Source organism: Acidobacteriota bacterium (assembly GCA_016715115.1).
In the GTDB taxonomy this organism is placed as follows: domain Bacteria; phylum Acidobacteriota; class Blastocatellia; order Pyrinomonadales; family Pyrinomonadaceae; genus JAFDVJ01.
Window position 1 is genome coordinate 684,548 of sequence record JADKBM010000004.1, and the last position, 20,554, is coordinate 705,101.

18 protein-coding genes are annotated in these 20,554 nt (G+C 55.5%); all 18 read right to left on the reverse strand.

Annotated elements, in window-relative coordinates; all coding sequences use genetic code 11:
• Window positions 1-71: 71 nt before the first annotated feature.
• On the reverse strand, window positions 72-1,964 hold the full coding sequence (gene tssF / locus IPN69_05250; GenBank protein ID MBK8810123.1) for a type VI secretion system baseplate subunit TssF: 1,893 nt from the start codon (window positions 1,962-1,964) through the stop codon (window positions 72-74).
• 47 nt (window positions 1,965-2,011) lie between these two features.
• Entirely contained in the window at window positions 2,012-2,500 is a 489-nt protein-coding gene (locus IPN69_05255) for a hypothetical protein (protein MBK8810124.1), read from the reverse strand.
• 5 nt (window positions 2,501-2,505) lie between these two features.
• The gene (locus IPN69_05260; protein ID MBK8810125.1) at window positions 2,506-2,931 is read right to left on the reverse strand and encodes a hypothetical protein; all 426 of its coding nucleotides are present in this window, start codon (window positions 2,929-2,931) and stop codon (window positions 2,506-2,508) included.
• Between the two features lie 10 nt (window positions 2,932-2,941).
• Complete coding sequence (gene tssE, locus IPN69_05265; protein MBK8810126.1) at window positions 2,942-3,427, reverse strand: type VI secretion system baseplate subunit TssE; 486 nt, start codon at window positions 3,425-3,427, stop codon at window positions 2,942-2,944.
• Window positions 3,428-3,537: 110 nt separating this feature from the next.
• Window positions 3,538-4,038 carry a type VI secretion system tube protein Hcp gene (locus tag IPN69_05270; GenBank protein ID MBK8810127.1) on the reverse strand — a complete coding sequence of 167 codons (501 nt, stop codon included), beginning with the start codon at window positions 4,036-4,038 and terminating at the stop codon, window positions 3,538-3,540.
• A 181-nt stretch (window positions 4,039-4,219) separates the two neighbouring features.
• A complete protein-coding gene (gene tssC, locus IPN69_05275; protein ID MBK8810128.1) occupies window positions 4,220-5,704 on the reverse strand; it encodes a type VI secretion system contractile sheath large subunit in 1,485 nt (494 codons plus the stop codon).
• Window positions 5,705-5,706: 2 nt separating this feature from the next.
• Window positions 5,707-6,219 carry a type VI secretion system contractile sheath small subunit gene (tssB, locus tag IPN69_05280; GenBank protein MBK8810129.1) on the reverse strand — a complete coding sequence of 171 codons (513 nt, stop codon included), beginning with the start codon at window positions 6,217-6,219 and terminating at the stop codon, window positions 5,707-5,709.
• A 61-nt stretch (window positions 6,220-6,280) separates the two neighbouring features.
• Window positions 6,281-7,414 carry a type VI secretion system protein TssA gene (tssA, locus tag IPN69_05285; GenBank protein MBK8810130.1) on the reverse strand — a complete coding sequence of 378 codons (1,134 nt, stop codon included), beginning with the start codon at window positions 7,412-7,414 and terminating at the stop codon, window positions 6,281-6,283.
• 56 nt (window positions 7,415-7,470) lie between these two features.
• Window positions 7,471-8,016 carry a hypothetical protein gene (locus IPN69_05290; GenBank protein ID MBK8810131.1) on the reverse strand — a complete coding sequence of 182 codons (546 nt, stop codon included), beginning with the start codon at window positions 8,014-8,016 and terminating at the stop codon, window positions 7,471-7,473.
• Window position 8,017: 1 nt separating this feature from the next.
• Window positions 8,018-8,812 (reverse strand): hypothetical protein, encoded by a 795-nt coding sequence (locus tag IPN69_05295; protein MBK8810132.1) that lies wholly within the window; start codon window positions 8,810-8,812, stop codon window positions 8,018-8,020.
• 8 nt (window positions 8,813-8,820) lie between these two features.
• Window positions 8,821-12,468 (reverse strand): type VI secretion system membrane subunit TssM, encoded by a 3,648-nt coding sequence (gene tssM, locus IPN69_05300; protein MBK8810133.1) that lies wholly within the window; start codon window positions 12,466-12,468, stop codon window positions 8,821-8,823.
• A gap of 30 nt (window positions 12,469-12,498) precedes the next feature.
• The gene (locus IPN69_05305; protein ID MBK8810134.1) at window positions 12,499-13,176 is read right to left on the reverse strand and encodes a DotU family type IV/VI secretion system protein; all 678 of its coding nucleotides are present in this window, start codon (window positions 13,174-13,176) and stop codon (window positions 12,499-12,501) included.
• A 121-nt stretch (window positions 13,177-13,297) separates the two neighbouring features.
• Window positions 13,298-14,650 (reverse strand): type VI secretion system baseplate subunit TssK, encoded by a 1,353-nt coding sequence (tssK, locus tag IPN69_05310; GenBank protein ID MBK8810135.1) that lies wholly within the window; start codon window positions 14,648-14,650, stop codon window positions 13,298-13,300.
• A gap of 75 nt (window positions 14,651-14,725) precedes the next feature.
• On the reverse strand, window positions 14,726-15,496 hold the full coding sequence (locus IPN69_05315; protein ID MBK8810136.1) for a YkgJ family cysteine cluster protein: 771 nt from the start codon (window positions 15,494-15,496) through the stop codon (window positions 14,726-14,728).
• A gap of 9 nt (window positions 15,497-15,505) precedes the next feature.
• A complete protein-coding gene (locus tag IPN69_05320) occupies window positions 15,506-16,729 on the reverse strand; it encodes an FHA domain-containing protein (protein ID MBK8810137.1) in 1,224 nt (407 codons plus the stop codon).
• Between the two features lie 3 nt (window positions 16,730-16,732).
• A complete protein-coding gene (locus tag IPN69_05325; GenBank protein MBK8810138.1) occupies window positions 16,733-18,172 on the reverse strand; it encodes an FHA domain-containing protein in 1,440 nt (479 codons plus the stop codon).
• A 3-nt stretch (window positions 18,173-18,175) separates the two neighbouring features.
• Window positions 18,176-19,648, reverse strand: a complete 1,473-nt coding sequence (locus IPN69_05330) for an FHA domain-containing protein (protein ID MBK8810139.1) — start codon at window positions 19,646-19,648, stop codon at window positions 18,176-18,178.
• A gap of 57 nt (window positions 19,649-19,705) precedes the next feature.
• The gene (locus IPN69_05335; GenBank protein ID MBK8810140.1) at window positions 19,706-20,545 is read right to left on the reverse strand and encodes a DUF4384 domain-containing protein; all 840 of its coding nucleotides are present in this window, start codon (window positions 20,543-20,545) and stop codon (window positions 19,706-19,708) included.
• Window positions 20,546-20,554 lie beyond the last annotated feature (9 nt).

Here is a 20,554-nt window from a genome sequence, read left to right on the forward strand (position 1 = left end):
CGAAATCGCGATTTGCGGAACGAACCGCCAAAAAAGCGACAAATCCGAAATCCCAAATCCCCAGTCCCACATCAAAGGAGCACTTGTTCTCCGGTTCGCGATGGAAAAACCTTCACGTCCTCTTCGCGTTGTTGCGTCCGTAACACGAGTTGATTGAACGAGTTAAGGGACGAGTAAAGCCCAAAGAAACGTTCCAGGACACACGCGAAAAGGAACAAACCGCTGCCCACGAACTGTTCTTCGTCAAACGTCAGCGTCGTTTCGAGTCCGCGCACGAATCCGGCTCCGATATGGTCGCCGATTCGCCGAACGACCTTTCGGGTTTCGATTCCCGTAATCCCGAGAATCTGTTTGCGCGCCGCCGAAGTATCGTCGAAGTTGTACAGGTGCAGGATCTCCTGCAGCGCCTCGGGCGTACCTTCCTGACTCTCGACGATCGACAGATAATTCAGGTTCAGGTGCGAGATCAAACGCCATTGCAGCGAACGGCGGCGCGCCGGCCGAATCGTTTCGGTCGGCTTCGTCAGGCACTTCGCCTTTGAAAGCAATCCGCTGCCCTCGACCTCGAAATCGCCTTCACGTCCGCCGAACGGGAGTTTCGCCGGAAGGTCGCGGTTTGTACAAGTTGTCCGGACGTTGAGAACCTCGACGGCCGGGACGCGCGGATTGAAATCGATATCGACCAGCGACAGGTACATCTCAGTGCCTTCGTCGTCGTCGCGCTGCGAATCCTGACGCGTTCCGTACCAGAAACTCTTTTCCATTTGCTCGCCGTACGCGTGGCGCAGCGAGTAGAACGGCGAAAACTGGCGGGTCGTGTTGGTCTTCGGGTCCGATGTCAGAACATCATCGATCGAGTAGACTTCCGTCGTCATTTGCCGGTGCACGTCCGGTACGACGTGATACTCGTACTTCTGCTGCGAAAGATAGATCGGATCCGCCATTCGGGAGAACAGATTTATGATCGGAGTGCAGCCGAGCCGAAATGTGTCGGCCGTGATCGGGGCCTTCGGCGGCAGAACGTCTTTCAGATGGATGATCAAATCGAAATGACTGCCGAACTTCGAATCGATCGCCTTATCGAGTCCGTAAACGTCGAAAAAGAGAAACTTGTATGGAAAAGCGAAATACTCGGTCAAGAGCCGGTAACCCGGAAACGACCGTTTCGTGTACGGCAGCAAAGCTTCGTCTTCTTCAAATCCGACCTGTTTGATCGCGTCTGCAGCCGGCAAAACGATCGGATCCGGAAGTTTGAGCTGAATATTCGACAGCGTTTTCAGCGATTTGCTGCTGAGCGGCGTGTCGCGCGGACTGAACTCGACCGACGTCGAATTGTTGAACAGCAGTTCGTAGAGCGGAAAGATCAGTTGCGGATCGCCGTTGATATAGAAACGCAGCGACTTTGGCGGCTCGCCGGTGTCGCCGACCCTCATTTCGTGGAGATTCGCGTTTCCGTAACATCGCATACTGAGCCGGATCGACGCTTCCGAAAACCGGCCGCGGCCGTCTTTGGGCGCCGGCGATTCAAGCGCGGCCGAGAGTATCTCCAACGGAAAGAGCGCAACGTCGAAACCAGTCCGAAACTGGCACGGCGTACCGTCGACAGGTCGCGAATTAAGCCGCGCGCCGCGTTCGAGTTTCTGCACCGCGGTCAGTTTGTCGTTCGGCGAACCGAAGGAAAACTGCGTGATCGCCATCGACGGGATCGGCGCAAGGTAGTGAGGGTAAATGACGTTGATGAACGACTCGGTGATCTCCGGCAGTTCATCTTCGAGTTTCAGCGAAATGCGCGCGGCCAAAAACGCGAATGCTTCGATGATGCGTTCGACGTGCGGATCCTCGATCTTTTCCTCGTCGAGTTGGAGACGCGCCGCGATCTTCGGGTATTTGCGCGCAAACTCCGCGCCCATACGCCGGAGGAATATGAGTTCGCGTTCGTAGAAGCCAAGCAGTTCGTCGCGCATCTTTGTCTAATCTCTTAATCGATTCCCGAATTCAAATCAGTCCTCAATCAGAATTCGAATTCCATCCAGACAACCTCTTCGATTTCGACGGGTTTGTCGCTTCGAAGTCGGATTTTGGTGAATCTCACACCCTTTTGAAAATCCGCGTCTTCGACGTTTTCTCTATTTTCTGCCCGTTTCCCAAATTCAACAAGTTCGGCAAAGCCGTTGGGGTAAAGCCTGGTTTCGGTTCCGTTTTCCGCGACTAGCGCGACATCGATTTCAATTTCGCGACCGTCTTCGAAACGGATCCGTTTTCTCGCATCGTCGGCCCAACCCTTCGCTTTCGCCATCCGAAGTCCGAGAAAGTGAATTCTCGCTGTTGCTTCGAGCGGTTGGACCGGAGTTATCTCGAGCCAGGCCTCGCCGAGCCTGACGCTTCGGGCGACCGTTGTTCTGGGCAACGGAGGCGGTTGCGTCAGCAACGACCGGCAACCCGCTCCGAAGAACGCCATTTGGGCCAAAACGAGAACGGCGACGGTTGATGACCTGCTCATTCGTCTTAAGGAACCAGAACTTTCAGCTCACCATTCTGGAGCGCTTTGAAACACTTGTCCGATAGCGCCGTGTTCGAGTCCGGGATGAAGTAATAGAAACCGATATTCAACCCGACCGAGTTGTTATGTAGATCCATTTCCTTCTCCTCCGGCGGTTGTCCGGGGTTGCTTTCGTGCGCGGTGGTAAACGACTTCGCCCAATAATAGCCGATATCGCGCGATAGGATCGCGGACCAAAAACAGTGCCGGAAAGCGTCTGAACGGTCGTTATGTCCATTGCTGCCGAAACGGCTTGTCGTTTCGGCGAAAGCGGTATCCTTGCTCATCTTGATCAAGGGAATCTTGGCCATCGTTAACGGGTTCGACGCCATCGAGGCGATGACCGCCTTTTCCGCAGGCGTTAGTCTTTCCCACTGCTCGTAAGCTCCCATCGTCGGTCTCCTATTTTTCCTTAACCTCAAACTCGCCGCTTCCAAGTTGCAGAATCGTGTCGAAAGCGATCGGTTCCGGCGTCGGTTCGATGTTCAGGCGGGCCTCGATCCGAAATTTGAGCGCCCGGTCAACGTTGTTCAATGGCTCAAGCGTCACCCGAACATCAAGAAATCGCGGCTCAAAGTAACGGATCGCGGATTCGATCGCCTTTGAAAGCCGCTTCTGTTCGGACTGATTCTTCGCGCTGATGCCGGTAATGTCCGGCAATCCGTACGTTAGAACTGACTTCCTTATCTCTTCCAGCCGTTCGTCGATCTCAACGTGAACCGTACGCGTGTTGAGCAGCCATTCAAGATCGCGCCGCACGGACAGCTTGAGCTCCCGCAACGATTTTGAGCGCGATTTCGGCGCCTCACGCGAAACGTCGGGCTCGAAATCCAGAAGACGGTCGAGGACCGACGGCGTGATGCGAATTTCGTTGTCGATTCTGGACATTTGCAAAGATAAATGTACCGTCACTCTTGTCGAATGACGGTACAAGTCCTTTTTGACTCTTGCGAATCGAATCGCTGCCGGTTTGCGCCGGCAGCTTGATCGGGTTAGAACTAGGCGCCCGTTCCTTCGACCTTCTTGATGTCGTAGCTCGTCGTGTTGGTCAGAGCAACTGATCCGTCCGGTTTCTGCTGGAAGTATTCGAACGTGATGTTCGTAAAGTTGAACGAAATCTGTTCCATCGGAAGAATCGCACTTCCGTTGCTTCCGCCTGTCTGGAACGACGAGATGACGATGTCGCCAAAGGTCACTTTCAGGTACGTGTACGGAGTTCCGTCACCACCGGTCTTGCGGCAGCTCAAAATCGCTTGCGGGATGTGATTTCCCTTGGCGCACGTCAGGAAGAGCTGCGGTGATGCCTTACCGTTCTGGACGACGAAGTGAAAGTCCTGAAGACTCACTTTACCTGCGCCCAAACCCGTTCCCTGAACCGCCGAACCCGAGTTGTTCGCACCGAACGACCATGATTCGATCTGCATCTGTTTTTCAAAACCAACGGCGTCCGCTTCGCCCTCAATCGTATCGATCTTCAAATAATAATCAGCCTGTGCCATAATTTCTTGCTCCTTTCAAAACTTAGTTGACCTTGGATTGCCTCATCGAAGCGAGAAGCAATCCATTCCATTTTGGTTATCAATCATTCCGAGTCTCACCACTCGCTTCGAAAGTAAGACGCGATGATTGGCCGCTTTTGCCGAAATACCAGGAAATATTTCCTATTCCCCTGTATTTCAATTATTTAGCCGGCGGCGGAAGTTCGGCCACGAGCCGCAACGACACCGAAAGCTCGTCCAGCTGGAAGTGCGGCCGCAGGAACGCGACGGCACGATAACAGCCAGGCTTGCCCGGAATCTCCGAAACGTCGACGCGGGCCTCGCGCAGCGGGTACTTTGCCTTCTGCGAAGCGGGAGCGACGTCGTTTTCGAGAACGTATTTGCTGATCCATCGGTTCAGGAAGATCTGGGCCTCCTGACGCGACATAAACGAACCGATCTTGTCGCGCATCATCGACTTCAGGTAGTGTGCAAAGCGGGAAACCGCGAAGATGTACTGAAGCTGCGACGACAGACGCGCATTTGCGTTTGCCGAATCAGTGTCGTACTTCTTGGCTTTGTTGGCCGACTGCGTCGCAAAGAAAGCGGCGTAATCGGTTCCCTTGCAGTGAACCAGCGGGATAAACCCGTTGTCCGAAAACTCCTTTTCGCGACGGTCGGTGATCGCGACTTCCGTCGGACACTTCATCGCGACTTCACCTTCGTCGGTCTCGAACGTATGCGTCGGCAAACCGTCGACCAGGCCGCCGCCTTCAACGCCGCGGATCGCAACGCACCATCCGTGCATCGAGAACGCTTCGGTCAGGCGCGTGCCCATCGAATATGCCGCGTTCGTCCAAAGGTACTTCTTGTGATTCGTGCCGTCGACGTCTTCTTCGAAATTGAAGGACTCGGTCGGCTTCGTCGCTGCGCCGTACGGCACACGTCCGAGCACGTGCGGGAGCGTCAGGCCGACATAGCGCGAGTCTTCGGATTCACGGAAACTGCGCCATTTGGCGTACATCGTCGTATCGAAGATCTTCGACACATCGCGAACCTCGGTCATCTGAGCGAACTCGTCCCAGCCGAACATATCCGGCGAGGCGGCGCTGATGAACGGCGCGTGGGCCGCTGCCGCAACCTGCGAGAGACTCTCGAGAAGCGCCAGATCCTGCGGATGATTGCCGAACTCGTAATCGCCGATAAGCGCTCCGTAGGGCGCGCCGCCGAACGTTCCGTACTCGTCTTCGTAGATCTTCTTGAACAACGCCGACTGGTCGAACTCAAGCGCGCGCTCGAAATCCTTCAAAAGCTCTTTCTTGGTCGCGTTCATAACGCGGATCTTGAGCTGCGGACCTGTCAGACTGTTCTTGACGAGATAATGTAGGCCGCGCCACGAGCCTTCCAGTTTCTGAAACTCCTCGTGATGCATCACGACGTTGAGCTGGGCCGAAATAATGCGGTCGATCTCGGCGATCCGGGCATTGATGGCGACGTCCATATTCTTCGACATCGTCAACTCGCCGCTCATCACCTGATTGACGAACTCGCCGATCATATCCTTGGCCTGCTCGCGCTGATAATCATCACGCGCCAGACGGCCCTCGGTCAGAATCTGGTCGAGAAGACTTGTCTCCTGTGCTTGCTCCTGAACTTGAGCTTCTTGTTGTTTTGCTTTGTCAGCCATCGTTATTCCTCCTTACCGAGACCGAGCGAGTCGCTCAGTTCTTTCTGTTTGCCGGCGTCACCGATGATGTCGTTCAGCATATTCTCGAGCTTTTCATTGCCGTCCATCTTGGAACGCAGATCGGAAAGCTTTTGGCGGGCCTCGACGAGTTTGCGAAGCGGGTCGATCTGCTGCACGACGTTGTCAGGCTCGAAATCCTCGATGTTGCTGAAGGTGAGATCAACGCCAACCTTGCTGCCGTCGTCCTGCATCTTGTTCTCAACGGTAAAGGCCACACGCGGCTTCATGCCAGCCAGAACCTGATTAAAGTTATCAGGATCGATCTCGACGAACTTGCGGTTCTTGAGCGCCGGAAGCGGTTCTTCGGACTTGCCGACGAAATCGCCCATCACGCCTATCACAAACGGCAATTCTTTCAATTCGATCGCTCCGCCGACTTCCACATCATAGGTGATCTGGACTCGCGGGGGGCGAACACGGTCAATTTTATGTTGTATGCTCTCTTTACTTGGCATTTTTCCTGCTCCTTTTCGTTTAGTATTCTTCCAATCCTAACTTTCCGATAAAATCCAAAGCCTATTGATCCGACGATTCCGGCAAGTTGGTGTTGAAACCAAGCGTTTGCCGAAGATTGTAGATCACGGTCTCGTCCTTGATAACATCCTGGAGCCAAACCTCGAACGGCATATTGCCCCATTTCACGGCCCGCCCGACGACGTATGCGATCGGACTGTGCGGCTCGTTCTTCTTGAACCAATCGGCGACGTCGCTGAGTCGTTTGAGCGCGTCCTGACGGTTCTGGATCGCGCCGGTCGCAACTCCTGCCGCCTTGACGGTCACGGTACCGCCATCTGCAGCCGTAACCTCTTCGACCGCTTCTTCCGCGGCGTCCGGTTCTTCGAGACGTTTCTCCTCGAGGATTTTCTTCGTCAACGTATGAACCTCGTCAAGCGACTTCTTCAGGTTGTTGGTTCCCGGCGCTTGATTAAGGTCGTATTTTTCCTCGATAACCTTGTTGAGGTCATTATACGCCGTCCAGCACTCTTCGAGAAGAAAATTTAACTCTTCGCAAAAGACGCGGCGGGTTTGCGACAATTCGGCGCGCCATTTGTTGGCCGTGACGCGGTTTTCCCGCTCGGCTTGGGCGCGCAGTTCGTTGAACTTCTGCTGCTCGGCGGTGTCGAGCGACTCAATGTTCTCGGGAATGTCAAATCGCTTCGAATCTTCATAATCTACAAAGCTATAACCTACATAGCCCGTAATCTTTGCTTGTTTCAAAGCGAACGCCGCCTGAGCTTCCATCCACGCGAGCGCGTTCGCACGGCCTTCCATATCGCCTTCGTCGATGACGGGATGCATCGTGTCCCAGAAAGTCTCCTGGAGCCGCGTCATCATTCGCAACGCATCGCGCAGACCGACAAACCCGTGTTCCTTGATGAGCGCTTCCGCAAACCACGCGGCGACCTGAAGGTCCTTCGAGTCCTTTTCGATCGAAGCCGATGCCAGCGCGATGACCTTCTTGTAGTCGGCAACCTTTAGTTCCGTCTGCCATTCGCCCTGGCTCAGGATCTCATCCGCGCGCCGCGCTTCGGAGACCTCGTCATAGAGCCCCGAATAACGAAGATACTCGCCCGAAGGATTCTCTTCCGAAATCGGTGTCAGAATCGCTTCGAAATCAACTACCGCCGGTTTTGGTACGATCTCAGCCATTGAAAACTCCTCTCTCCCTGTTCGAACGCGGGCAGATCGACTCTGCCCGGGCGACCCTACATTTTCAGCGTGTACTGCGGAACGTTTTTGCTAAGCGCCCCACCGAGGTATTTCAGTTCTGACGCCGTCGGCCGCATTCCCCGGTTAACGACCGGGGACGAAAGACCGCCGCCCCCAAGACTATGAATGTCCGCAAGCGGCTTGGGTTCCAGCTTGTTGTGGAGGATCTCGTGAAACGCGAGATTCGCCACAAGCCGCGTATAGTCCCTGTCGCCTTCCATTTCCGACAGGTAAACCTCCGAAATCGTTCCGGCCCCCGTCGTGTAGGTCGCGCCGGAACCGTGGGACACCGTGCCGCCCTGCGCCTGAACTATGCTTCGCCGGCGCTCCTGCAAAAAATAAACGACAAGCTCGTGCGGCTGAACCTGACCGGCGCTTCCGCTCCAGGAAAAGTCAGACGATTCAAAGGCGCCGTTCGACTGTTTGCACGCTGCGTCCAAATACTCCTTCAAATAAAGACCACAGACATACATCGTTCCCTCGCCCCAGTAGAATTCGCTGCGGGCACCTCGATCGACGAGCCATAGCTTGAAGACCGCCATATCACTCCCGAACAAATTCGATCGACGAAATATCCAAAATGGGCATATGTTCACCGCCGACCGCGAAAAGCTTCGTGCCTTCGCCGATGTAGATCTCGTTGCCGGCATCGCGCCAATCCGAAAGGCGGCCGAGACGGACATTTTCGTCGTCAGCCTTCCACGATTCGTTATAGAGAGCCGGAATAAAGACCTCGCCGTTCGTCCCGTTGCTCGTCTCGAGCTTTGCCTGGAGCCAGAAGTTGTCGCGCAGCGACTTGCGTTCGAAAAACTCGATCTTCTCGATCTGTTCAAAAGGCACCCACACGTAGCTGTCCTTGATTATCACTTCCAGGATCGCCGACGTCAGATCGTTGTAGTCGCGAAAATCCTCGGCATCCTTGCCGTTGACGCGACAGGCAAACGCCGGACGCTGTTCTTCGACGGTGTCGAGGATCTCTCGCGCTTCGCCGAGATTTCCTTCGCGGACGCGATTGTTCGCGGTCAGAAGCCCGTAAACATAATCCGGCGGCGTCTCAAGAAACTCCGGTTTCGAGCCTTTTGCGAAAAAGTCCGCGCGTTTCTGTTCGGCGGCGATGCACTGCCGGTAGATCAATGATCCGACCATCGCGGTCGTGTCCTGATGCCCGATGACGTCGAGTTGTCGGCCCGCGCGGTCCCAATCGCCAGCAAAACAGGCGAGTTCGAACAAGAAGATGCGTGCCGAATAGTCGGTCGGATTGGCCTTGACGACCGACAGCGCCGCTTCGATCGCGCCCTTCAGGTTTCCCGATTCAACAAGGTTTTTCGCTTCGTTCATTTTCTCACCTACCTCAAAATATTTTCCGGCGCCCGCAGTTTATAGACCTCTTTGTTGAACGGATCAACGCCCGGCGGCGTGACCTTCGCTTCAAGCATTTTGCCATTCTTCAGGCGATAAGAGATCCGATACGTGTTGTCGGTCTGTTTCTGCATTCCGGCCGAATTCAAGAACCGGAACAACCCCCACTGTCCGAGGAACGGCTTTTCATCGCCCGTGGCCGTAGTCGGTTTGGTTGTCGCCGTGTTCGACGAAGTATTGGAATTCCCCGACGTTGTCGTTCCCGAAGTCGTCGTCGCGCCGGACGAGACGACCTTGATTATGACGCCGGTCGCGCCTCCGCTCGTCGCCGGAAAGTCGATAGAAGCCGATGGTTTGTCGACCGACGAGATCGTTATTCCATCGATCGTCATCTCTACGACCGCCTCGTTCGGATTCAGGAGCTCGAAGTTGTAAGTGAACTTCACGTCGTCGCCTTTGCTGAACAAGGATTGCCGAAGGGTCAGCGCCTTGTTCACATAATCGACGAACTCCTGATTGAATGGCGCGTTCGCCGGATCCTTTAGCTTCAATTGTCCGGGCGTGCCGTCAAAGTAGCGCTTCAGCTTCTCTTCGTAGAACTTCGTAAATCCTTTGCCTTTCGCGTAGTACTCACGCAAGTTGGCAAAATCCGCGTTGCTCTCGGTCTCCTCGAACGGATAACCAACCTCGGCCTTGCGCGCGAGCGGGACGACCTCGGATTTCCATTGTTCGGCAAGCTGCTTGATCGTGTCGGCGCCGAACAGCGTTTTCAGATTATCGAGCGGCTGTTTCAACAGGTCCGCGATAAACGGAAGATCTTTGTTGAACGGCTTCGTTGAATTATTCACGGAGTCCGCCGCATTCTTCAGGTTGAGTTCCTTGTTGCGTTCTTCCTCGGACTTCGCGGTCAATTCCGCCAGGCGATTATCATCGACAACCGTGCTGTATCGACCCGAAACAGTTTCGAGGGTTGCAGCATAATCGTCGATCGGGGACTTCTTGTCCTTGCTGTCGCTGCGAACGAAAGTCGTCAGCGGCAGAAAATCGCGGACGACCTGCGAATCCGCGCCGGTCGTCGGAAGTTTCTTCGAACTGAACCAACCGACGATCGAATCCCACCAGCCAAGCGTCGGCGGCGTCGCCAGATTCGTGTTTTTCGAGATCTCGGCCAGTAGGATCTTGATCGGGGAACTCGCCGACGAAAGCCCCGCGAGGGCTTCTTTCGCGGAAACCTTGTTCTGCTCGGTCGTGTTTTCCTTGCGAAACTGCTTGACCTTGATTCCCTTTGCGAAATTTTTCCAGTGATCGGAATAATCGCGGAAATACCGATCGCGAATCTTGCCGGCATCGGGCGACTCGATCATATCGGTGGCGGCTTTGACGGAATCGCATTTCTCTTCGATGACCCAATCGCACCCGGTCAACTCCGTTGCCGAAACCGCGATCGCCTGTTCCATTTGTTTGAAACCCTCGATGGTATATGCGCCGGGAACGGTATAATCTCCTTCGACAATGCCCGTGACGCCGCCTTCGCGCTGGAGGATCGCCTCGACGGACATCGTTGTTTTCGCGTCGACATCCTTCGAGATCTCGGTAACCTTGCGTCGGTAATATCGTTGATATGCCGGGAACGCGCGGAGTTTGTTCCGGACTTCGGTGACGAGATTGGCGTTCGCTTGGTAGATCGGGAAGCGACCATCGCCCTCGATACGGTCGACCTGGCGCGCATAGAACTTGAGCTGACTTTCGGCGTCGTCCTGAAGATTAGCCGGAAGCTTCGAGGCTTCGAACCAATGGGTCTTGAGCGTGTTGAAGACATCCGATTCATTCGCCTTGTCACGATAATTCGGTGTCAGCATCAGGTAAACCTTGAGCAGATCGTAGTTCTTGCCAAGAAAGTCCTCTTCTTCCGTCGACAACTGGGCCGCATTCTTGATCGGCGGACTGGAGACGAACTTCTTCATTTCGTCTTCCATTTTCTTCCGCGTCGGTTCCATAAACCGGCGGCTCAACGCGGTGTAATAGATATTCAACAGTTTCTCTTTATAAATACGATTACCCGAATAAAGTCCCATCCGGAGATAAAACGGCGGGCTGTTGCGGTCATATCCATCGAGTTTGTCCATCAGTAGGCGAAGCTGCTCGATGGCATTTATTTCGGAAGTCGATTCATCGGCGTTCTTCGTCAGCGGATCGCGATTGACGTCGGCCTTGGCGTTGTTCATCACCGCCAGCGCGCGGTCCGCCGCCTGGTTCAGCAAAGTCCGGTTGTTGACCGTCGAGACGACCGACAGAATCAAAAAGATCAACGTCAACCCGGCGGCAAACATCGTCAACAACCAGCTGAATATCGGCGGCCGCTGGCGTTGCTGCTGGAAGGTGCGAACGAGATCCTTGTCTCGCAAAATCACATCGCGAAACAACTTTTCGACGAAATATGTCGACCCGACCGTCTGCGGAAGTTCCGGCGCCGTCCGTTTGCCCGGCGACGCGGTCAAATAGAAGCCGCGGAAAAACGGGTTTTCGGTGAACGGGTTCGGCCTGAAGAGCGCGGTGACAAAAGCGCCGAGTTTGCGGCGCGCGGAATTGAAATGCAGCGGGAAATTGAAGATACGGAGTTGCCGCACCGGCGGAAAAGGCGCGCTCAAACGCATCAGGCGCCGCTTCATCACCGAATCATTGAGCAGTGCGAACTCTTCGTCGAACATCGAATGCGCGGTCTCGCTTTTTTCGAGCGGAATCGTCGCACCCCAAACGAGCGTTTCGCCTTCCTTCTTCGACGTCGAGAAGGAATCACGAAAGCCTTCGATCGCGTCCGCGTGGTTAAAGATCAGGTAAACGGGAAAGCGAACTTTGAGGCGCTGCATCGCATCGTCGAGGCGAGCGCGCATAACTTTCGCGATCTCTTCGATCTCGCGCTCGTCGGCGTTCAGGATCTTGTCGGTGTCGGCAAACAGCAAAACCCCGTCGAGCGGCCGGTTCGGGCGCGATTTGCGGACGGTCTCAAGGATCGCGGACCATTCGTCAACCTCGCCGCCTTCAGTTTGAAATCGTCCGGCCGTGTCGATGAACACCGCATCGGTCGTCACGCGCCAGTCGATGCCCGCCGTCGGCCGGATGATCTTTTGCTCCGACTGCCGCTGGCTCGGGAGAGTCTGAAAATTCAAGTTCGAGCCGACGACGACCGACGATTTCCCGGATTTCGGAAGACCCGCGACGAGATACCACGGAAGCGAGTAAACTGCGTCCTCGCCGGCTTCGCCAAGATTCGAAGATCGCAGGTACTTGACGACCTCTTCGATGCCCTGCGGCAGTTCGGCATAATCGCCCTTCGGAGCGGCGACCTTCTGCGGTTGTTCAGCGGGGGCCGCAGTTTCCTTCGCCTGGGTTTTCTCCTCGGCTTCCTTTTTCGCCGCTTCTTCCTTCTTCTTGCTGCGGCGCGAAACGACCCATCCGAGAATCAGCGTGAATGGCAGCGTCAGCAAGAGGACGACGATGACCATGATCCGCGTGTTGACCGGCAACCCCAACTTCTGACCACCGAAATAGGTCAAAAATCCGACGATCCCGTAAAAGGACATCAGGCCTCCGATTCCGAAGGCGAACTTCAATTGTTGGACTTGCCACGAGCTCATAATTAGGGGCGTTGAGCCGTTCTCAAAGCGCTAAAACGGCAATTTCTTCATCGCTTCACTCAGGTAGAAAGACGTCATTACGAACATTATCAAATAAACTATAAACGCAAAGCCAAGACCACCGAAGGCGGCGACCTTTGCCCACGCCGGCATTTTTTTGGGCTTCGGCGGCTCCGGCTGGTCATCGGCGTGCCAATGCGGCGAAAGCTCGACCGGACGGATCTTTCCGGCCTTGACCAGGGCATTCGCGGTCTGCTGCATGATCGCCAGAAATTTGTCCTTTTCGTAAACGGCGTAACGGCCCTTGAAACCGAGAAGCATACAAACGTAATAGATCTCGACCGCGTCGGCCGTGACGTCTATCTGTTTGATCATCGCCGAGAGCTTCTCGAAAAACTTGTTGCCGGCGAGCTGTTCGCCGAAATACTCAAGCTGCAGCGGATATTTTTCCCATTCTTCCTTGAGATGAAAATTGTTCGTCAGGACGGTCTCGTCAACGAACGAGGCGAGCGCGAACTTCGCGACCTGAATGATCTTGCTGCTGAACCGATAGCGCTCGGCACGATTTTCAAAATCCTCGAGCAGTGATGCGATCTTCGGACGCAGGTCGAGCGAAGGCTGAACGATCCCTGCCTTGAGGCGCAGGATCAGATCGAAAACCGGTCCGGCAAACGCTACGAGATCATTTTTGTTGCTTCGTTCAGACATCCGTCGATTTTGGATTTTCGATTTTGGATTTTGGATTTGTGAAAATCCGAAATCAGTCCAATGCCGAAAATCCGTTTGTAACTAAAAATCCAAAATCACAAATCCCAATTCCCAAATCCACTCACGGTTTCACCGCGTACATCTCCAGCTGTTCGTCCGGAATTTCGTCCGGCACATAAACCGCAATCACTTTCGAACCCTTGATTCCGTCCCAGTAGGGTCCGATCGTATCGAGCATAAAATACCTGAAGCCGACGCGCGTCGGGATCGGAGCCGGCGGCGGGCTCGCGTGCGTCAGCACCACGCCCGGCAACGCCGAACCGATGATCGTGTCGATGACGTCGCGCGACCCGATCTTGACGACGCGCGGCACACCTTCGATAAGCTTTGATTCCGGCATCTGGGCGCGAACCGCTAGATAGAAACCGGCGTCCTTCAAAAGCCGCTCGTCCTCGACGCGTCCGACATACAGCGTGTCGCGGGTCTTCTCGAGCGGAATCGGAACGCAGCGGCTCGGAATCACCGTTTCGAGCAACTCCTTGAGTTGCATCGATAGATTGAAAAACGTGAAATGAAGGTCGTCGTGATCGTACTTGACGATATCGCGCGGATAGAGTTCGGTCGCGAAGGTCATCAACTTGCCGACGATCTCAGCCATTTCAAGGTAAAGCTTCTCGGGATGCAACACCGGCGAGCGAAAGAAATGCGCCATCGTCGGGATCGCCGAGTTGATCGTGTGCAGCAACCAGAACACCGCGACTTCCGAGGTCGTGAAATCGGCGAGCGACGCGTTTCGCTGCCGGCGCTGTTCACCGAGCGAGCCGCTTTTCGTGTTCAGGATCTCGACAAGCTGACGGAGCATCGTGACAAGCCACGCGGATGCCGAAACTTTCAGCGTCGCCGGAATAAAATCCTCGTTGATCTGCAATTGGCCGGTCGGCGTGCGCTTCAGTTCGGCGATCTTCATTGACGTGAAACCGTCGCGCACCTCGTCGTCGAAAATTATCCTCAGATTGCTTTTCGCGTAGGCGAGTGTCTGCTCGTTAACGCCCGTGGTTTCATCCTTTGCGGTAAGACCTTCCTGAAGAAACCTGACATTCGTGCTTGCCTTCGCCCCGTTCGGCTGGAAATTCGCCTCGCCGGCTTTCTTTGCCGGAATCGCGATATGGACGCCAAGCTTTTCGGCTTCGGGGCTGAAGTGATCACCGACCGGACGGAGGTCAGGAACCGCTTCGGCATCAGGAACATTGATCATCAATCCGTCTTGCAAAACGGCATGACAACTGATGATTTGAAAATTACCATTCGCGATCGCTTCACGGTTGACCTGCAACTCAAGGATCCCATATTCGAACGGCATCATTGAGCGCACTCGCGAGTTGAGGAACTCCTCGTGATAGTTATCCCATTGCTGGAAGTGATGCGGAGTCAGAAGCATCCCTTCGTTCCAGACAATTTTGCGATACTTGCTCATATTGTGATTAGGGACTTATGGTAAATCCTTCGTCCGAAATAGTAAATAGTAAATCGCAGATAACAAACTTCTTATTTATTTTGCTTCACCGGTCGGCACAGCCTTTTTTGTCAGTGCGGCGAAGAAATCGGCCATCCACTGCTCACCGGTTTTCTCGGGAAACTTCTCCGGATTCCTTTCACTCCATTTTAACGCTAAAACCAGCGGAATGAAATCAACGCCGGCAATCGAACGTGTTTGACCGAGCCGGCGCAGCGGTTCCGAAGGTTTGACCGGCATTTCGATCATCTTGATCGCCTGCGCGCTCGGATTCGCACAGTTCTCCGCCGGCGAACTCACCAAATACTCCCGACACGCGATCGGCCGGTCGGCGTGGATCGAACAAGACTCGTTCTCAAGAAACGGACACGGAACTCCCATCCGGAAATACGCAAGAACGAGTTCTTCGCGATCCGATGGCGAAAGCGAGCCGGCTTTTGAAAGACGCTCGAAGAGGTCGGTCCCGGAGAGAGCCGCCACCGCATCTTCGAACCGCTGCCCGATCTCGCGGCCTCGTTCTTCCGGCATTTCTTCGACCAGTTCGGCGATGCGATATGCTTCGAACTCGGGCAGCGGCACCATCTGACGGCAACAAGCTCCGCAGCCGGCGCGGCACGAAACCGTTTCGCCGTTCGATTCGGCGGCGCTCACTCCCATTTCGACAAACGAATTCGTCATCTGCTGGAATATCGGAAGCATCCGTTGCGGCTTGACGGGCGCCGCCGGAACAGTCATCTGCATTTGCAGCGGCGCGCCATTGATCGACAGCGTCACGTTTCCGGTTATCCATTCATTTGTGTCGCTCATAGATTCTCTTTAAAAATTTACCGGCTCAGCGTTGACGTCAAAATCCTTCGGGTTTTGCATTATCGTTCCGATCGCCAGGAACCGGAGCGCAAAATCATACGCTTCCTCGGAGATCTTATTGTTTTTCCTGAGAAACCAAATCGTCCGGATCTCACGCGGATCTGCGCCGCCGATCTTTGAACGCGGAATACCTTCGAGAATGCCCTGAAGCGAGCCTTTGACGTTTCGCTCGCGCCGAAGATAATCCGCCATTATCAGCAGATTGTCGTCAGCCAGACTGTTGCCGAGCGAGATTCGAAGATCTCCGAGAAACGGCAGCATCGTTTTCGCGGTCGATACCGGATCGCCCGGTTTATTGCCGAGCTTCGCCAACGCCGCGGCGGCAAGAAAGTCCGGCTTCAACGCCTGCGCCGACGCCATCGAACGGAATTCGGAGGCATTGCCCGAAACCTGTTTCAGATTCGCGCCGAGCGCCGACGATCCTCTCAGAGAAGCGACGCGCCCTTTCAAGATCTCGATCTGGGCGCTGTTGAGGAACGCGTTCGGGTCGCTGAGCGCGATCCGCCGCAAGAATTTCGCCGCGTGTTCCCCGATCCGGCGCGTTTCGTCCGATACGACCGATGATGTCGGGCTCGGCGTGACTGAGCCGTTTTGGTTCTCCGCAGGTGTCGCCGTTGGCGTCGGGCTCGGGTCCGATTCGGGCGGATCATCGTCCGTCGTCGTTCTTTCGGGAATCGGAGTGTCGTTCAAGATGACGACGTCCCGATCTTTCTTTCCGCCCACAAAGTAAACCAGTCCGCCGCCGCAGACGAGGATGATGATCACGAGCACGGGCGCGGCGATGAAGATCACCGGCGGAATCGACGAACCGTCGCCCGAATCAGCCGTTTCCGAAGTCATCGTTCGCCGCTGACGGCGGGGTTCAACCGCGGCGGCGATCAACTCGACTTCGATCTCGATCCCGCCGCCCAGGACGAGACAGTCGCCGTTCGCCAGTGACACAGGCTTGTCCAGTTTTGAACCGTTGTGGGTCGTGCCGTTGCTCGACCCGCAGTCGGACGCCACAAAAACCTCGCCGAAACGGTCGATCTTCAAATGAGTTCGCGAGAGCCGGTTATCCGGAATGGCGAGTCCGTTGCCCGGCTGTCGTCCGACCGTGAACGACCCCGCGTCGACCGGCACGCGGCGATCGACGCCGTTTTCGTCACGGAAATTCAGCCACAATTGACTCATATCTTACTGAGTGTAAGTTGAAAGCGGACGAATCGACGCGCCGAAATCCTGCGGGTTCTCGCCGATAATGGCGCAGGCGAAGAATTTCGGCACATACTTGATGTTTTCGCCCTTGAACTGATCGCCCGATTTGCCCTCCATCACGGCCTTGTTTGCCATCAGTGTCCAGAAACTCCGATTCTGGCCGACGGCGTTCGAAAGCACCTTGTCCATATTCTTGCTGAGGTTTCCCTGACCGCTGTTAAAGCTTGCGATCGCCAGCAAAACGCTGTCGGGCGCCGTTCCGTATCGCGTGATCAGGACCTTCATATATTGCGCGCCGGCCTTGGCGGCCTTTTCCGGAACACAACGGTTATCCGGATTGTTATCCGGGTCATAATCCCGCCAGGTCGAGGCCAAAAACTGAAACATTCCCTTCGCGCCGGTATTGCTCGTCAGGCACGAACAATGCTCGCTTTCGATCATCGCGACGTAGATCCCGATCTGCGGTTCAAGTCCTTCGGCGCGAAAACTCCTAATAACGAACGGACTCGTTTTCGTCGCGCGGTTGAGGACGCTGACAAAGTCGCTGCGAACCCAGGAACCCTGGTTGCAATTGTCGTTGGTCGCGTTCTTGAGCCGGCCGACATAACCGTTCAGGTCCCGTTTGATGATCGCGACAGCTTCGGCCGGAATCGGATCGGCCTTCTGATTACCGATGATCCGGGCGATCTTTTCCGCTTTGATCGCGATGTAACGGTCCTTGTCCGACTCAGACATATCCTGATATCGGCCCTTCGGCAGAACGACCGTCGTCCCGTCGTTCCGCGTTTCAACGACCGACGTGTTTCCGAGGTCCTCGGTGGTCGAACCGCCGCCCGGTGTCGGCGTCGCCGAACTCTCCGTTCCCGGTGATTTCGACGCATTGCGATTGCTGCGGTCAGGAGTTTCGGTCGGCTCTTCGTCTTCGAAGTCCTGAACGACCTCGGTCTTTTTTTCGCCGATGAACTGCATTCCGATGACGGCCGCTGAAATCCCGATGACAAGGATTCCGAAAGCCAGCGCGCCGAGAATGATCGCAAGCGGGAAATGCTGGGCCGGTTCGCTCGTGGTCGAGACTTGCCGTGACGCCGAAGTCTCAGGGGTCGCCGCCGACCTCTGTTCGGCGGTGATTCGAACGGTCAGTTTCGTGCGGTTTCCGATCGCGATCTCGTCGCCGTCGCGTAGCGGAGTTCCGGCGGGCGCAACACGTTCGTCGTTGACAAAGCTCCCGTTGGTCGAATTCTCGTCAACGACCCAGATCCGGTCGTTTTCGCGATAAACGCTCGCGTGGAGTCTCGAAAGGCCCGTGTCGTCCAACTGGCGGTCAGCTTCCGAACCGCGTCCGAAAGTTATCCTTCCTTCGCGGAGATCGATCTCGTGCGCGCCATTTTCGTCGCGGTATGTCAGGGACGCCTTGAGCATAGATCAGTTCGCCAACGGATAAAGTTCCGAGATCGGACGGTCGTTCTTGAGTTTGAATCTCTGCGGATTCTCGGAAACGATCGCCGCCGCAAAGAACCGGGCGACCTGTTCGCGCATCTGCGGATCGGTCAGAACTTTCCAGAAATCCGAACGGTCCGGCGGAAGCGTGTTTTTGAACACGCTCGCCTCGCCGGCCGTCTTGCCGAACGCCGCAACCGCGTAAACGATGTCGCCGTCAAAGGCGTCAACCAGATCTTTCGAATAATAAGCGGCGACCTTCGCCGCGCACTCCTGCGTCGGTTCCGCGAGATCGAATGTCGTGCAGACGACATTATAGGCATTGGCGTTGACGAACTCGTTGGACATCTGCCAGAGACCGACGTTCGCGCCCTGCGCCTGAGCGTTGAATTTGCTGCGGCTCATCGCCAAAATGAATCCGAGCGCCGGATCGAGCGTCTTTTCTCGTACGAAGGCCTGGTTGATCTGATCGCGAAACGGCGTCGCCCGGCCGAAATAGCCTTCGGACGAATACTCGGCCGTCCGCTTTCGAACTTCTTGCAGGAATTCAACATTCGAGAGTTGATACCGTGCGCTGACGCCGGTGAATTTTCTGACAATACCTGCCGTCATCGTCCGCGTATCGGTCAGCGACGACTGACCGCTTTGATTCTGCGGGGTCGGTGTTTGTGTCGCCTGGGTGATCTCCTCGGTCGGTTCCGGTTCGGCGATCTCGCGCGTCTCGAATTGCAGATTGACGGCCATTTCAGGTTCGATCCGCTTGCCGTCGATGTCTTCGATCACGGCCTTGAGCGGATAGAGCCGACCGTCCGAGAGATCGGCGAAGCGATCCGGATCGAGCGAAGTCGTGTACGGCGCATTATTGAGTTTGACGATCTCCTGATTGTTGAGCGTGATGATGACGCGGCTCACGCAGGCGGAATCGCTTACATTTACCTTGACTTCGGTCTGATCGGAGACGACATCGCCGTTTCGCGGACTGACGATCCGCGCCGTCGCCTTGCAACCCGAATCGTCGCCTGAGAACGCGACGTATCCGGCGACCGAAGCGAAGACCACCGCGAGGCCGAGAACCGCACCCGTCGCGCCGAGCGCGATCTTGGTGCGATTCGATTTCGCATCGGCGGCCGATGGAGGCGGAGAATCGGCATCCTCTTCTTCTTCCGGAACTTCGTCCTCGAAAAACTGAACGATGATCGAATTCCCAAGCGTTATGTAATCGCCGTCGTTAAGTTCGGTATCGCCCTCGATCCGCTGGCCGTTGACGGTCGTTCCGTTGCTGCTCCCGAGATCGAGGAGGTGAAACGCGCCGTCGCGAAACTCGATCTGCGCGTGGTTGCGTGAGATGTTCGTGTTGTCTGAATACGGAAAGGTGTTGTCGCCGGACCGGCCAAACGTCACCGGCCCGTCGCCGATCGCGATCTCTTCTTCGCCGATTTTAAGTCGCGCGGTCGCCATATTCAGACAAAAATGGAATCCCGGCACCCGGCCCGGATTCCAAACGAATAAACGAATCTACTGATGCTTCAACTTGCCGAGGACAAACGTTTCAATGATCTCCTCGTTGTCCTTGGGATTGATGTTGACGATCCGAACCGCAAACGGCGTGTCGCCCTGCTGCGAAACCAGATCCTGGCCAGAATCTTCGATCAGGTCGACCAGCGTCTTGGCCTCGAGTTTGCCGGCGCTCATTAGATTCGCGAGACTGACGCGCGTGTTTTTCACGTCGTTCGGCAGATCGACCAGCGAATCACGGGTAAAGATAAGCGTGAAAAACTCCTGCGGCGCGTCGTCAAACGAGGTCAGACGCAGAGCGCAATCGCGTTGGTCCGGCGCGAACTCCGCGGGACATCCGCGCGGGAGGACGTATTCGGTATTTGCCGCGACGTAATTGCTGCCGTTGTTGACGAGCGTTGTCGGAAAGATGATCTCTCCCACGGCGTCGGGCGCGGTTTGCCGAATGACGTATAAATAGCCCCGCTGATTCGTTTTGATCGAGAGCCGCAAACGGTCGTTCGGCGTGAACGCCGCGAGCGGATTCGTCTCCGTTTCCTTACCGTCCGCATCTACGGTCAGCAGTCGCAACTGAGCCGCGAGAAGCTGTACGACGACTTTGCGAACCGTTTTCTTCTTCTTGTAGTTCGACCGACTCTTCTTGTCGACCCGGTAGATCGTCACCTTCCGCTTGATATCAACCTTCTTCGAAACCGGCTTTGCCTTCGGCCGAATCGTCGTTTTGGCGCGAGTTTTGACACTCGAAACCTGATCGATCTGCGCCGCCGCCGGGACCGATGAAAGAAGAATTGCCGCGGCCGCGAATGCAAGACCGAAACTAATTACTCGAAACTTTCTCATAACTACAAT

Bases quoted from the DNA above. Each gene is read 5' to 3' on its own strand.
- IPN69_05295 (MBK8810132.1), bottom strand. From the start codon at position 8,812: ATGAACGAAGCGAAAAACCTTGTTGAATCGGGAAACCTGAAGGGCGCG.
- IPN69_05335 (MBK8810140.1), bottom strand. From the start codon at position 20,545: ATGAGAAAGTTTCGAGTAATTAGTTTCGGTCTTGCATTCGCGGCCGCG.
- IPN69_05330 (MBK8810139.1), bottom strand. From the start codon at position 19,648: ATGGCGACCGCGCGACTTAAAATCGGCGAAGAAGAGATCGCGATCGGC.
- IPN69_05305 (MBK8810134.1), bottom strand. From the start codon at position 13,176: ATGTCTGAACGAAGCAACAAAAATGATCTCGTAGCGTTTGCCGGACCG.
- tssC (MBK8810128.1), bottom strand. From the start codon at position 5,704: ATGGCTGACAAAGCAAAACAACAAGAAGCTCAAGTTCAGGAGCAAGCA.
- IPN69_05255 (MBK8810124.1), bottom strand. From the start codon at position 2,500: ATGAGCAGGTCATCAACCGTCGCCGTTCTCGTTTTGGCCCAAATGGCG.
- tssF (MBK8810123.1), bottom strand. From the start codon at position 1,964: ATGCGCGACGAACTGCTTGGCTTCTACGAACGCGAACTCATATTCCTC.
- IPN69_05290 (MBK8810131.1), bottom strand. From the start codon at position 8,016: ATGGCGGTCTTCAAGCTATGGCTCGTCGATCGAGGTGCCCGCAGCGAA.
- IPN69_05320 (MBK8810137.1), bottom strand. From the start codon at position 16,729: ATGAGTCAATTGTGGCTGAATTTCCGTGACGAAAACGGCGTCGATCGC.
- IPN69_05270 (MBK8810127.1), bottom strand. From the start codon at position 4,038: ATGGCACAGGCTGATTATTATTTGAAGATCGATACGATTGAGGGCGAA.
- tssB (MBK8810129.1), bottom strand. From the start codon at position 6,219: ATGCCAAGTAAAGAGAGCATACAACATAAAATTGACCGTGTTCGCCCC.
- tssM (MBK8810133.1), bottom strand. From the start codon at position 12,468: ATGAGCTCGTGGCAAGTCCAACAATTGAAGTTCGCCTTCGGAATCGGA.
- IPN69_05325 (MBK8810138.1), bottom strand. From the start codon at position 18,172: ATGCTCAAGGCGTCCCTGACATACCGCGACGAAAATGGCGCGCACGAG.
- tssK (MBK8810135.1), bottom strand. From the start codon at position 14,650: ATGAGCAAGTATCGCAAAATTGTCTGGAACGAAGGGATGCTTCTGACT.
- IPN69_05260 (MBK8810125.1), bottom strand. From the start codon at position 2,931: ATGGGAGCTTACGAGCAGTGGGAAAGACTAACGCCTGCGGAAAAGGCG.
- tssE (MBK8810126.1), bottom strand. From the start codon at position 3,427: ATGTCCAGAATCGACAACGAAATTCGCATCACGCCGTCGGTCCTCGAC.
- IPN69_05315 (MBK8810136.1), bottom strand. From the start codon at position 15,496: ATGAGCGACACAAATGAATGGATAACCGGAAACGTGACGCTGTCGATC.
- tssA (MBK8810130.1), bottom strand. From the start codon at position 7,414: ATGGCTGAGATCGTACCAAAACCGGCGGTAGTTGATTTCGAAGCGATT.